The organism is Moorella glycerini, assembly GCF_009735625.1.
GTDB lineage: Bacteria > Bacillota > DSM-521 > Neomoorellales > Neomoorellaceae > Neomoorella > Neomoorella glycerini.
On sequence record NZ_CP046244.1, the window covers coordinates 729,098 to 742,149 of the forward strand.

The window sequence follows — 13,052 nt, forward strand, 5'->3', positions numbered from 1 at the left end:
CATCCAAGCCTCCAGCTTATTTTATAATACTTACCTTTCTGGTAGCCGGCGGCGTGTTCCGGCTCTTTTCAGCCTTGATTTCCCCGTCAACCAGGACCAGGGCTATGCCGGGCAGGTCGCCGGCAGCCAGGGCACCCAGGGCATCCTCTCCCACCGAACCAAGGGGAGCGTCCATGAGGACCAGGTCGGCTTCTTTCCCCGGAGCGATAATACCGGTGTTGAGGCCGTAGACGCGGGCTGTATTACCCGTAGCCGCCGCTACTGCCTCGGCAGCCGGTATCCCGGATACCGAGGCCAGGAAGGCGATATTCCTCAAGATACCCAGGGGAATAATGCCGCTGCCGGATGGTGAATCGTTGCCCATGATCAGGCGGTGCAGCTCGTTGCGTTCCTTCAACCTTTTAGCCATCAGGTCGGCGATGCGGAAGTTGCCGCACTGGACCATTTCCACCGCAAAATCCGTCTCATCGATGATTTTGATTACCTCTTCCTCCGGGATGGCTGTGGGGCCGCCGTTGAGGTGGGAAACGACATCCGGTTTGGTGGCCATGACCTGGGCCGCGGTGACCGTCGAGCTCCCGGGGATGGAAGTGCCGCCGGTGTGCATGGCTACTTTAAAGCCGTATTTATGAGCCCACTCCACCATGGGCGCCGCCTGTTCCGCCGTCTTGACGCCGCCCAGGCCGATCTCCCCTACCAGCCAGACACCTGCCGCTGCCAGCTCGGCAAAGTCGGCTTCCGTCAAACCCGGTTCCAGAATGAGGGCGCCGCCGTGGACTTTTACTCCTCCCGGCCGGGCGTTGGCAAAGGATTTGTGGGCTAAAACAGCCAGGGCTTTGGTACCGGCCGGGTCTTTAGGCCGTCCCGGGGTATGGCATTCACCGGCCGAAATCATGGTGGTCACGCCGCCGTGCAAAGAGCCGGAAATATAATCGGAGGTTTTTTGCCGGGGCGTGTAATCCCCCAGGACCGGGTGAACGTGGGAGTCAATCAGTCCTGGCGTCACGGTCATCCCGCCGGCGTCGATTGTCACCTCCGGGCTTATTCCCTGGAGGATGTCCTCGCCACCCACAGCGGCAATCAGGCCGTCTTTTATAAGAATGGTGTTACCCTCCAGCAGGGGTTGGTTGATGTCACCGCTGACAATGGTACCGATGTTTTTTATAACTACCGTACTCATCTTTCGTTTTTCCTCTCCTTTTGGCTTTTTAATCGGCTCTTACAGGCCCCGGTTGGTTCATTTTCTTCAAAGAGGTTTGGATAATTTAGAGGCACATACATCCATGCGAAAGATATAGCCTTTTTGAGTAATGGCTTCCTCCGCTAGGATATATCGCATCCACCATTGAGTTTCAATTGTCTTCGAACCAGCCAGCATTTGGGTGTTGAAGGCTGCTCCCTTATCATCATCTCTCCCAAACTCAATTCAGCCTCGCGTGGCTTTTCTGGTTAATGCTTTCGTCCTATTTTGCAAACACCAGTAGAACGATGTGCGTTATACCTCGTCCAGCACCTTCTGCCTGGTTTCTACACCCATAGTAGCGACAAAAAGAGCTGCAATGGCAAAAGCAGCGCCAACGATAGCAAATACCCCCTGCACACCCACTGCCGCAAGGCTATACCCAACAACAATTGGGGCGAGCATGGAACCAACGCGCGAACACGCGGAGGCGCTGCCGGTACCTGTTGCCCTGATCCTGGTAGGGAAAAGCTCAGGGGTATAAGTATAAGTGATGCCCCATACGCCGGATACAAACCATGATGTTATTACGCCGACAAGAATAATGACGCCAGACCCGGGTTGACCATTCAAAACAATACCGTAAGCTATAGCGCTACAGGCAGACAGGATGAGGTTGGTGAACAGCAGCCATTTACGGCCAAGCTTATCCATTAAGAAAGCGCTCAACACCTGGTTAGGAATATAAGCAATCTGCATAAAGACTAAATAGGAGAAGGACTTGACCATAGAGTATCCGGATTTAACCAGCAGCGTCGGTAGCCAGGAAAACAACCCGTAATAGCCGAACATGCCAAAGAACCATAACACCCATAGCATAATGGTTCTTTTAATATACTTGGGCGAGAATAATACACCAACTGAGATTTTTTCTGTATCGGGCAGCTGAGCGATTTTTTCTACCGGTGGCAGTTCTTGCCTAGTGATGTTCCTTACCTCATCCTCAATCTGACGGATAAGCTCTTCCGCTTTATCTAACAGGCCCCTGTTGGCAGCCCAGCGGGGAGACTCGGGCAGCCATATCCGGATTATCCAAATAAAGAAAGCTGGCAGCGCACCGGCGATAAAGGCCAAGCGCCAGCCGTAACTCGGAATAATAAAATACGAAATAACAGCTGCGCCCAGCCAACCGATAGCCCAGAAAGTGTTCAACTGCCCTTGAATCTTACCCCGGTGCTTGGCCGGAATAAACTCACCAAAAAGCGATGAAACTACCGGTGTCTCGCCCCCCAGCCCCATACCAGTAAAGAACCTGAATATCACCATAGTGCTATAGTTCTGAGCAAAGGCACAAAGGAGGGAGAATACACAGAATATCAATAGGGTGATCTGAAATATCTTCTTGCGACCAAAAATATCCGCGACATAGCCAGATATAATAGCGCCAACAAGCATGCCCGCAAGGCCAGCACTCAAAATTACCCCGATCTGACCTGAAGTCAGGTTCCAGTCCTTGGCAAGAGCGGTAACGACAAAAGTTACGATGCCAACGTCAAAGGCGTCAAAGGCCCACCCAAAACCATGGATAAGAAGCATCTTGTAATGAAACCAGCATAATGGCAGCCGTTCAATACGTGCGGAGATTTCTGCTACCTTTTTGGCGGTGTCCTGAGGTAACGCTCCTGTAGCTAAACTCATAACGTTAACCTCCTTCTAATCTTAATGTTTCTTGCCTTTCTCAATTAACATTTGCTTTCTTACTTTTTTCAACATCTGAAAATCCCCATCCTTATTCGTAGTTTTTTCTGCTTTTTATGATACTACCTCTACATTTTACTGGGGATCTAAAATAAAAACTAATCCTAACGCATAATCCCACCTCCCAACTAGATATAGCTAGCAAAAACTATGCCATTCGAACAATAACAAAGAGTTCTATATCTAAAGGTTTGTTATGGATAAACAATTAATATGTCTTTTGTAACAACAAACAAACAACGTTTCATTTATAAATCATTCCTGAAACATAATGCTTTTTCCCCTTTCAATGATGCTTTTTCGAACACAAAGTTCCTCATCTGGAAAATCTATTCTATAATGGCTCCCTCTTGTTTCTTTACGTAAAAGAGCTGCTTCGACAATAAGGTTTGCGATTTGTAGCATATTTTTAAGTTCAAACCATTGGCGGTAATATAGTGGTCTAATTTGTGATAATTCATCGCTTAATTTTGATAATTTTTCTTTACATATTTTTAGTCCTTTAGCCTCCCTTATAATGCCTGCATATTGCCACATTGTTTTACGTAAACTCGAAATAATTTCTTGCGTATTATCTAAGCCAAGTAAGGGCAAGTCGATTCTATCTGGAGTTTTAAGTGGCAATTTATGACTAAATTTTAATGCATATTCAGCAGCAGCATTACCAGTACGAAAACCAAATACAGCACATTCTACTAAAGCTGAACCTGCCAATCTATTAGTACCATGAAGCCCACCCATACATTCACCACAAGCATATAATCCTTGTAAAGTCGTCCTACCAATAGAATCAGCTAATATTCCACCCATAGAAAAATGTGCCGCTACTTTCATTTTTAACTTCTGTTTACTATCTCTTCTAATTAAACGGTAAAGCTCAGGATATCTTACCAAGCTATTTGTGTCCATCTCTTTTAGCTCTAAAAAAACATCTTTTTGCTTAAACATTTCCCTTGCTAAAATATCTCGGTTTTCATGTTCACCCCTCGGGAATGCTTCCATAAACCTTTTACCATCCCTATTAACAAAAATGGCTCCATCATCGAAAATAGCAGGATTTAAATCAAGGATTTTAGGATACCCTAAACGATAAGGATAAAATTGAATGAACTCAATACCTGTAAGTTGTGCTCCTGCCCTATAAGCCATAGCAAGTCCATCGGCAGTTATATCTTTTGGATTAGTGGTTTCAGAGTAAATTCTACCCAGGCCTCCTGTAGCCATAATTACAGCTTTAGCATGTACGTTTATAATTTCATTGCCTATTGCACAAGTTACACCATATACAATATCATCATTACTCAATAAATCTATAGCCATCGTTTTTCCCATTAACTGGATATCGGTTCTTAAAATATTGTTTAATATCTATCTAAATCGAGTTCCGTCGAATAAGCTACCCTATGAACAGTCTGAGCTATCAATGAAGCTCCAGAACGTCCCACCCTTTCTTTGCATATAATAATAACTTTACATCCTCTTTTTTTAGCTGCTAATGCAGCATACATCCCTGCTAAACCACCACCTATAATAGCAACATCTGTTATAATAGTAGGACTAAACATTGAAACACCCCCATTAAACCCTTTTAATAATGATACTTGCAAAAATCGTACCAAAATAAAAGATGAGACCGAGCCACTATTCCTTCAACTTCCGCCAGAGAGTCGAACGGCTTACCCCCAGCAATTCCGCCGCTCGGGTTTTATTTCCCTGGGACTGCCTAAGGGCTTCCATGATTACTTCTTTTTCCATGTTAATAATCTCTTTTTTGAGATCACCCTTCCGGGGACTTAAATCCCGGGGTCTAATCCTAAAAGGTTCTTCATAAGCACTCTGCTTAATGACTACATCTATCACTTCTTTAATCTGCTTTTCGTCAGGATTGCCCGTCAGGGTCAGAGCCATAATTCTTTCCGCGATATTTTGCAATTCCCTCACGTTGCCGGGCCATGAGTAGGCAGGTAAATGGGTCAAGATTTCCCGGGCAATTACCGGTGCGTAACGGGCCAGGGTGCGGTTGGCTTTAAAAAGCATATCCCTTAACAGAGCCGGAATATCTTCCTTACGTTCCCTCAAGGGCGGTAAATAGAGAGGCAGGACATTCAAGCGATAATACAAATCGGCCCGGAAGGTCCCCTCCCGGACTGCCGCCAGCAAATCGCGGTTCGTGGCGGCGATGACGCGGACATCAATGGGGATGGTATGCTGGCCGCCGACCCGCATAATTTCCCTCTGTTGAAGCACCCGCAGTAATTTAATCTGGATCGCCTGGGAAATGTCGCCAATCTCATCCAGGAATATTGTACCCCCGTGAGCCAGTTCAAAGAGTCCTGGCTTGCCTTTTTTCCTGGCCCCGGTAAAGGCTCCTTCTTCATAACCAAAAAGCTCACTTTCAAGAAGGTTTTCAGGTACGGCAGCGCAGTTAATGGCCACAAAGGGCTGTCCCTGTCTCCGGCTGGCATTGTGGATTGCCTGGGCAAAGAGCTCTTTGCCGGTGCCGGTCTCACCCATGATGAGGACCGTAGCTTCGGAACGGGCATATTGCCTGGCCTGGGCAATAGTTTTCTTAATGGCCAGGGATTCACCTACTATATCTGCAAAGGTCGTCTTGGCCTCCAGCCCTTCCCGCCGGGCCTTGAGGCGAATCTGGTACTCCGCCTTCTGTATCGTTACGATGTCGTGCAGGGTGGCTACCGCGCCCCTGGGTTCGCCCCGGACGATAACCGGCACTTTATTGACCATGACTTCCTTATCATTGATTTTTTCCAGCTGGTTAAATGCAGCCTGCTCACTGGTAATGAGCTCTTCTAGCTTTAAAGATGGGACTACTTCCTGAACCGGCCGGCCGATGGCTCCCTGGGAGCTGATGCCGGTGATCATCTCGGCGGCAGGGTTGAAGGCGGTTATTATCCCTCCCTGGTCGCAGGCGATAATCCCGTCGCAGGTAAAATCAAGGATGGCCTGGATGCGCTGGGTTTTCTCCATTTCCTGGCGCCGCACCCTGGCCAGTTCCACCGCTCTCTCCAGGGCTTCAAGAACGGCTTTGGGCGAGTAAATATAGACTGCCTTCAAGCCGTGACGCTGGGCCAGATCCCAGGCCAGGCTGGCCCCAACTATCACTACCGGGCGGTCCTGGCGGCTGATTTCGTTGAAAAAGGCTTCTCCTTCAGCAAGAGTTTTAAGAGCTACCTGATATACCGGGAAAGGTAAAACCTCCTTCAAGTCATTGAGTTCATGAATTATTTCACTAAAATGGACAAAATAGACCGTTTCATCGCCGGTACGGCTTTGCAGGATTGTTTTCAGCATGTCATAACCGGATACCGTCACTGCCACCACCGGGGTTGTTAAATTTTCGCGAAGCATGCGGGCGTTACCGCCGCCGCTGACAAAAACATCTACTTCACCGCTGGCTTCAATCTGGCGGGCCATTTCCAGGGTTGTCTGCTGGTCAAATAAACCTTCTACCAGTTCAATCTGGACATCACCACCAACCTGTCCTTGTATTTCCCGGACAACGTTTGTTAATTGACCCCAGCTTACCACCACCACTTTCAGGGACATACCTGTCTCCCTCCCGGGTGTTTAGTTGCTCATGCCGCTACGGCTAAAGTTCGACAGGAAATCTCTTTTTTCCTTTCTAAATCTAGTTTCACCAAACTATAAAACATCGCTTTCAAGCACGAAAAAGCCCCTGGATGCTCGACTGGCAACCAGGGGCATCATTGCCCGTTCTCGGTAAAACACCTTTATCTCACCTGAAAACATTATAGTCAGGGGGAAAACAGACGTCAATCCTTCGCTTTTACCCCTTGCCCTTCCATGGCATGTATGTTATAACCAAGATGTATGTTATAACCAAGAAAGGTAACAACTGAATAGGAGTTGAGTTTAGCAGCTAGAATCGAGTTAGATGAGGATAGATGAGACGACTCGGAGCTTTTGGGGTGAGGACCAGCTGGGTTAGAGCTGGTTTTTTTATTTATAGAGGAGGCCAGGATAGATATGACTACGCCATTACCCATTGTAACCGAAGTCAAAGCACCTCCAGACCCGGAGGCCCTTTATGCCGCCATCACCGGCGGCCGGGAACACAGCTTCCTGCTGGAAAGCGCCCTTTTTCACCCCCGCTGGGGCCGCTATTCCTTTTTAGGCAGCGACCCCTTCCTGGTAGTCAAGACCAGGGGCTACCAGGCCCGGCTCTCCTGGCCCGGTCAACCGGTGCAAACCCTTACCGGCAATCCCTGGGAAATCATCCGCTCCCTCCTGGCCCGCTACAACCTTCCCCGGCGAGAACACCCCATTCCTTTCACCGGTGGCATCGTCGGCTACCTGGCCTATGACCTGGGCCGTTATATCGAGAAACTACCGTCCCGGGCCGCCGATGACCTGCCCTTCCCGGAAAGTTACCTGGCTTTCTATAGTACCATCGTAGCCATCGATCATCACGAGGAAAGGGTCTACGTGGCTGCCAGCGGTTTTCCGGCTACCGGTCCTGCTGCCGTAAAAGAAGCCCTGGCCCGGATAAAGGAAATAACTGCGCGCCTGCAAAAGGTAAGACCCCTGCCGCCCCCGGCAGGGGCCAACGGCACCAGAATACCCGTTAATTCCCTCTTTACTCCCGAATCTTATTGCCGGGCCGTCACCAGGGCGAGGGAGTATATTGCCGCCGGGGATATTTTTGAAGTAAACTTATCCCAGCGCCTGCAGACAGAGCTTGCTGTAGAACCCTGGGAGCTTTACCGGCGCTTGCGGCGGGTTAACCCGGCTCCCTTTGCCGCCTACCTGCCCTTAAAAGAAGGCACCATCGCCAGCGCCTCGCCGGAAAGGTTTTTACGGGTCAGTCAAGGCCAGGTAGAAACGCGGCCCATTAAAGGCACCCGGCCCCGGGGCCGGACCCCGGCCGAAGATGCCGCCTTACGCCAGGAGTTATGGAACAGTGCCAAGGACCGGGCCGAACTGGTGATGATCATCGACCTGGAAAGGAACGACCTGGGCCGGGTCTGCCAGGTAGGGTCGGTGCGGGTGCCGGAGCTTTTTGTCCTGGAAGAATACGCCACCGTTTTCCACCTGGTAAGCACCATCACCGGCACCCTGCAGCCCGGCAGGGATATGGTGGACTTGTGGCGGGCCACCTTTCCCGGAGGTTCCATTACCGGGGCACCAAAAGTACGTTCCATGGAAATCATCGAAGAACTGGAGCCGGTAAGGCGCAGCGTCTATACCGGCGCCATCGGCTACCTGGGTTTTGACGGCGAAGCCGACTGGAATATCGTCATCCGCACCTTTCTCCTGGCCGGCGACCGGGCCTATTTCCAGGTCGGGGGCGCCGTCACGGCAGAATCAGAGCCAGAGCGGGAGTACCAGGAAACCCTGGACAAAGCCCGGGGGCTGATCCAGGCCCTGCGATTATGAAAGAGGAGAAAACGGCGCCCGGAAGGAAACTGCCGCCGTTCTTTCCGTCCTACGGCCCGAGCCTGTGGCCGCTCCGGCGAAGACCAGGGAAAGTAGAAAAAAGCTCACCGGCAGGTGAGCTATTTTCGGAGGAATACACCCATGCCTGCAGCAATCGTCTACTTTAACGGCTCTCTCCAGCCCCTGGCAGGAACGGCAATCAGCCCCGCCGATCCCGGTTTCCTGTACGGGGCGGGGTTATTTGAAACAATCCGCATCGAAAAGGGCAGGGCCCTTTTTCTCGCCGAACACCTTCAACGTCTTACCAGCAGTGCCCGGCGCCTGGGCTGGCCTGTACCCGAAACCTCCGGCCTCCCAGCAGCTATGCAGGCTACCATCGCCGCCAACCAGGTGACCACCGGCCGCGGCCGCCTGAACTTTTTCCAGGGCTGCCAGGGCTACAACCTGATGTTTACGGCCGAAAACGGCCTGCCCTATACACTGGAAGATTACCGCAAGGGCTGCCGGGCTGCCATAGTCACCATTCGCCGCAACCAGCACTCTCCCCTGGCCGGCCTCAAGACCATGAACTACCTGGAAAACCTCCTGGCCCTGGCCGAAGCCCGGAAGAAGGGTGCCCGGGAGGCCCTGCTTTTGAACCTTGACGGTAACCTGGCCGAAGGCAGCCGCAGCAACCTCTTTCTTATCCAGCAAGATACCCTTTATACTCCCGACCTGGCCAGCGGCCCCCTGCCCGGCCTGGCCCGGGCCCGGGTGCTAAAGCTTGCCGCCGGCCTGGGCCTGGCGGTGAAGGAAGAACCCTTAAAGCCCGAGGCTCTCCTGGCTGCCGGGGAGGCCTTCCTCACCAACAGCTTGATGGAGATCCTTCCCCTGACATGGGTGGACGACCGGCCCGTCGGCAACGGCCGGCCAGGCCCGGTGACAGCATTGCTCCAGGCCAGGTATAGTGAGGAAAAATTTAGAAAACATAGTTGTTAACAGCAACTACCAGGTGAAGTAGGCATGGGACGCATGGCTAAAGCCGGTTTTCCCATGCCCCTTCCCGAACCAAGCTTGTGATTTTCAGCGCACCTGGCTCTCTATTACAAACCCAGTTAAGTCTCAGGTCATTTATGCTTACATTAAAAGCCTAAAAGCATGTAGATTGCTGATAGGGCTTTTCCTGCCTTGAAATTTTCGCATGCTGGATAGGGATATATGATAGTTTGGTGATATGGTAGCATCGGTCTTGACAAATATCATAGAGTTCTCACGCTCCTCGTAGTGGGGAGTAGGTTTCTCTTCCAGGGACAATCTCTCTTATCGAGGTTTCTCTTCTACTCTGACCTCCGGATCACCTTCTTAAAGTTGCGCCAGAATGTTGAACAGGGAGATGGCAAGGACATTCACGACGATAAAGGCGTCAGCGGGCAACAGATTAAATCCCCGCCATCTCTCCCAGGAACCGCCGGCAATCACCACGAGCAACCCGCTGAAGGCAAGGATGATTCCGCCCGTTTGTTTCAGGTTGGGCACCTTCCTCCACCCCACCGCCAACAGCAGATTGGTCACCGCCGGAGTGGTGGCCACGATTACGGCTGCGTTGGTGGCGGTAATCCCCCCGCAGGCCCCATGCCAGGGTGGAGTATGCCACCGTGATGCCCAGAAAGCCGAGCAGCGCCAACCCGGGCAAGTCTTTCCTGTGTACGCGTAAACGGCTGCTCCAGTAAGTCAGCGGGAAAAAAGGACCATCAGGGCCAGGAGCCCGCGCAGGGCGGACAGGGCCACCGGAGGTATCAGGGATGTGATCACCCGCCCCGCAATTTTATTGCCCCCCTACAGGAAGGCGGGGAAACCGTCAGGCACAAGTAAGCCAACCAGCGACTGCCCGAAGTCGACGGTGGGGTGTTTCGTCCTGTGCTTCAGAAGTGATTGGAGACTGTTCGTGCATGCCTTTTATCCCCCCATCTGTGCCTTTCTCCGCGATCATTGGTGTGAATGTCCCGCCCTTCCGGGTTTTTTAGGTCATTATATCTCTGATCACCGTTGAAAATTATGATAAAAGAGGGCAGTGGGTGAGGCCCACGTACCCTCTCTACTAGCTGGAAACAGCTACCTTTTATGTTCCGCGTTGTGTTCCGCGCGCATCTCCAGGTCGGCATACTTCTTCAATGGCTTTGCCTACACCCACGGCGGGGGCAGGGCCGCATGGAATTAGGCACGGTGGCCGCCTAGGCGGCGCGCACTGAAGCTCCGGTGAGGTCGCGGGCCATGGACGACGGGGGTCTGTTTACCTGGCATACTCGTCGGCGGCCTTGATAGTCCAGTATACGGCCCGGACCGTGGGGGTTGGCACCCCCAGCCGCTCCCCGATCCGGTACATGGTCCCCATCAAGGCGTCCACCTCCGTCTTTTTCCCACGTTCCAGATCCCTGGCCAGGGAAGTGTTGCCGTGGAAGCCCTTCTGGTACAAGGCTTCGGCCATGGTACGTACAAGCTCGACGGCTTCCACCAGGGGCAGGTTTCCTACTTCTTTGATCCGGGCCACGTTGATAAAGTAGTTGCCAGGCTCCAGGCCCTGGGCTCTCATTACCGCCACGCCTTCCTTCACCATATGCACGTATAGCTGGGCCCCGGCCAGGGTGCGCACCGCCGGTGCATAACCCAGCCGGGTGGCGCCGCATACACCCGAAGCGGCGCAAATCTGGACGAACTTGGTCCACTTGGCGACCTTGATCTCGGTGATGGTCTCGATACTCATCCCACCCCGGCGGAAGACCTCGGCCAGGGCTTCTACCCTCTCGCTGCGGGAACCGTCAAATTCCCCGAAATAGCTGGTGGAAGCCAGGGCATACTCGATCACCCCCGGCGCGGGCATATCCGCTCCTTCGATAGTGACACCACCGATAACTTTTTCCCAGCCGAAGACCTCGGCCAATCTTTCCTCGTGGGTAATGCCGTTCTGGAAGGAAAATACGGTTTTCACCCTGTCGCGAACGGGGCGAACGCTTTCCAGGGCCGTAGCCATGTCTTTATCCTTGACCGTCACCAGCAGGTAATCGATGTCGCCTTCTACCTGGGCAATGTCCGTGACCGCCCGCAGCCCTTCGCCGCTGGCGTACCTGTCGCCGCCCAAAGGACCGGTCAGGAACACCCCCTTCTCATTGATGGCCCGCGCATGGGCCTCCCGGGCCACCAGGGTGACCCGGGCGCCGCCCTCCCAGGCCTTCACCCCAAAGAGGGTCCCCAGGGCCCCGGCGCCAAGGACGACAAGATGCATTTGGAAAACACTCCTTTCGCAGGATAGTTCACACAGATCTAAACGAGTCATAACCCTTGATCATGCGCTTGGCCTAATTGGGCAGGTCGCCACTTTTCCCGCCGGACCCCACCCGGCTTGCCCGGGCCGCCCCCATGAAGCTGGGCTGCATTATGAAAATAATCAGCACTAATAACACCAAGAATACCCACATGCCTCCCACGTAACCACCCGTGGCATCCTTGAAGGCCCCCATGAGGTAGGGTCCCACAAAGCCCCCCAGGTTCCCGATGGAGTTGATCATGGCCAGACCCACGGCACTTTCCGCGGTACCCAGTCCCTTGTTGAAGTGGGCCCATAGAATCGGTGTGGTTCCGCCCATGCCCAGGAAGGCAAGGGACATCCCTCCTACCGTCATAGCCAGGGTATGGGCATTGATGAGCATGATGATTCCAATAGCGCATACGCTGGCGCCGATAGTAAAGTGCCAGTGCCGCTCATTGGTCAGGTCGCTGTGCCGGCTCCAAAGCGTCATGGTGGTGATAAGCGCCAGGGGGGGAAGTGCTCCCAGCCAGCCGATCTGCACGGTGGTCAGGTATTGAGCCACGCCCTTGAAAACCAACGGTGTCCAGAAGACGAGGCCCCAGCTAACCAGCATACAGACAAAATAGACGAAGGAATAGAAGAGGAAGCGCGGATTCCACAGGAGGCGAAGGGCGGAAGCAAGGTTTTCGTGTTCCTGCCTTGGGCCCCCCGCAGCCTCCCGGTCCGCCTTGAGGCGTTCCAAAAGCCACGTCTTTTCTTCTGGTTCCAGCCACTTGGCCTCTTCCGGGCGATTGTCCAGCGCGGACATGAAGATGATGGCCATAACGACGGCCATGGCTCCTTCGATGATGAACAGCCAGCGCCATCCGGGGAGCCCTATGGCTCCGTGGGTCGCGCTCAGGATCCAGCCGGCCAGTGGGGCGCCGATGAGGGACCCCACCTGACCGCCGGCAAGGAAGGACCCGGACATAAAGGCTCGTTCTCTTTGTGTCGTCCAGTAGGTGGCATAAAGGAGGCAACCCGGGAAGAACCCGGCTTCTGCCGCACCCAAGAGAAAGCGGAGAACGTAGAAGGTTGCAGCGTTATGGACAAAGCCCGTGGCTATGGTGACGATTCCCCAGGTGATCATGATCCTTGCCAGCCAGACCCGCGCACCTACCTTGACCATGATCATATTGCTCGGGACCTCAAAGATGAAATAACCGATAAAGAACAGGCCCGCACCCAGCCCGTAGGCTGCCGCAGATAATCCCAGGTCCTTGTTCATCTGCAGGGCGGCGAAGCTGATATTCGTGCGGTCCACGTAGGCCACCGCCATACCTAGTATCGTGAGGGGCAGGATATGCCACAGAACCTTATTGGGCACCCTTTTTTCCATGCTTACTGTTTCGGCTGCCATCGTCTTTTCCCTCC

10 protein-coding genes are annotated in these 13,052 nt (G+C 52.9%); 2 read left to right on the top strand and 8 right to left on the bottom strand.

All coding sequences use genetic code 11. From position 1 onward, the window contains the following. Positions 1 to 16: 16 nt before the first annotated feature. The 5 genes from MGLY_RS03495 to MGLY_RS03515 form a co-directional block, all read right to left on the bottom strand. Positions 17 to 1,180, bottom strand: a complete 1,164-nt coding sequence (locus MGLY_RS03495) for an amidohydrolase family protein (RefSeq protein ID WP_156271779.1) — start codon at positions 1,178 to 1,180, stop codon at positions 17 to 19. A 315-nt stretch (positions 1,181 to 1,495) separates the two neighbouring features. Beyond that, positions 1,496 to 2,878 carry an MFS transporter gene (locus tag MGLY_RS03500; protein WP_156271781.1) on the bottom strand — a complete coding sequence of 461 codons (1,383 nt, stop codon included), beginning with the start codon at positions 2,876 to 2,878 and terminating at the stop codon, positions 1,496 to 1,498. Positions 2,879 to 3,193: 315 nt separating this feature from the next. Further along, on the bottom strand, positions 3,194 to 4,306 hold the full coding sequence (locus MGLY_RS03505) for an FAD-binding protein (RefSeq protein WP_340674044.1): 1,113 nt from the start codon (positions 4,304 to 4,306) through the stop codon (positions 3,194 to 3,196). Then, positions 4,300 to 4,503 carry an FAD-dependent oxidoreductase gene (locus MGLY_RS03510; RefSeq protein WP_156276157.1) on the bottom strand — a complete coding sequence of 68 codons (204 nt, stop codon included), beginning with the start codon at positions 4,501 to 4,503 and terminating at the stop codon, positions 4,300 to 4,302. The genes MGLY_RS03505 and MGLY_RS03510 overlap by 7 nt, the downstream gene beginning before the upstream one ends. Before the next feature lie 76 nt (positions 4,504 to 4,579). Then, positions 4,580 to 6,505: a sigma 54-interacting transcriptional regulator gene (locus MGLY_RS03515; RefSeq protein ID WP_156271785.1), complete on the bottom strand. Its 1,926-nt coding sequence runs from the start codon at positions 6,503 to 6,505 to the stop codon at positions 4,580 to 4,582. Positions 6,506 to 6,946: 441 nt separating this feature from the next. On the opposite strand from MGLY_RS03515, the gene pabB reads away from it, so the two are divergent. Continuing rightward, positions 6,947 to 8,356, top strand: a complete 1,410-nt coding sequence (gene pabB, locus MGLY_RS03520) for an aminodeoxychorismate synthase component I (protein WP_156271787.1) — start codon at positions 6,947 to 6,949, stop codon at positions 8,354 to 8,356. Between the two features lie 141 nt (positions 8,357 to 8,497). Next, complete coding sequence (locus MGLY_RS03525; protein ID WP_156271789.1) at positions 8,498 to 9,334, top strand: aminotransferase class IV; 837 nt, start codon at positions 8,498 to 8,500, stop codon at positions 9,332 to 9,334. Positions 9,335 to 9,697: 363 nt separating this feature from the next. On the opposite strand, the gene MGLY_RS03530 is transcribed toward MGLY_RS03525, so the two are convergent. The 3 genes from MGLY_RS03530 to MGLY_RS03540 form a co-directional block, all read right to left on the bottom strand. Then, positions 9,698 to 9,907 carry a hypothetical protein gene (locus MGLY_RS03530; RefSeq protein ID WP_156271791.1) on the bottom strand — a complete coding sequence of 70 codons (210 nt, stop codon included), beginning with the start codon at positions 9,905 to 9,907 and terminating at the stop codon, positions 9,698 to 9,700. A 718-nt stretch (positions 9,908 to 10,625) separates the two neighbouring features. Further along, entirely contained in the window at positions 10,626 to 11,615 is a 990-nt protein-coding gene (locus tag MGLY_RS03535) for a ketopantoate reductase family protein (protein ID WP_170290908.1), read from the bottom strand. Positions 11,616 to 11,688: 73 nt separating this feature from the next. Beyond that, positions 11,689 to 13,038, bottom strand: a complete 1,350-nt coding sequence (locus MGLY_RS03540; protein WP_156271795.1) for an MFS transporter — start codon at positions 13,036 to 13,038, stop codon at positions 11,689 to 11,691. Between the last annotated feature and the right edge of the window lie 14 nt (positions 13,039 to 13,052).

Excerpts from the sequence above, each read along its gene's own strand:
- MGLY_RS03515 (WP_156271785.1), bottom strand. The coding sequence starts at position 6,505 with ATGTCCCTGAAAGTGGTGGTGGTAAGCTGGGGTCAATTAACAAACGTT.
- MGLY_RS03525 (WP_156271789.1), top strand. The coding sequence starts at position 8,498 with ATGCCTGCAGCAATCGTCTACTTTAACGGCTCTCTCCAGCCCCTGGCA.
- MGLY_RS03495 (WP_156271779.1), bottom strand. The coding sequence starts at position 1,180 with ATGAGTACGGTAGTTATAAAAAACATCGGTACCATTGTCAGCGGTGAC.
- MGLY_RS03535 (WP_170290908.1), bottom strand. The coding sequence starts at position 11,615 with ATGCATCTTGTCGTCCTTGGCGCCGGGGCCCTGGGGACCCTCTTTGGG.
- MGLY_RS03500 (WP_156271781.1), bottom strand. The coding sequence starts at position 2,878 with ATGAGTTTAGCTACAGGAGCGTTACCTCAGGACACCGCCAAAAAGGTA.
- MGLY_RS03510 (WP_156276157.1), bottom strand. The coding sequence starts at position 4,503 with ATGTTTAGTCCTACTATTATAACAGATGTTGCTATTATAGGTGGTGGT.
- pabB (WP_156271787.1), top strand. The coding sequence starts at position 6,947 with ATGACTACGCCATTACCCATTGTAACCGAAGTCAAAGCACCTCCAGAC.
- MGLY_RS03540 (WP_156271795.1), bottom strand. The coding sequence starts at position 13,038 with ATGGCAGCCGAAACAGTAAGCATGGAAAAAAGGGTGCCCAATAAGGTT.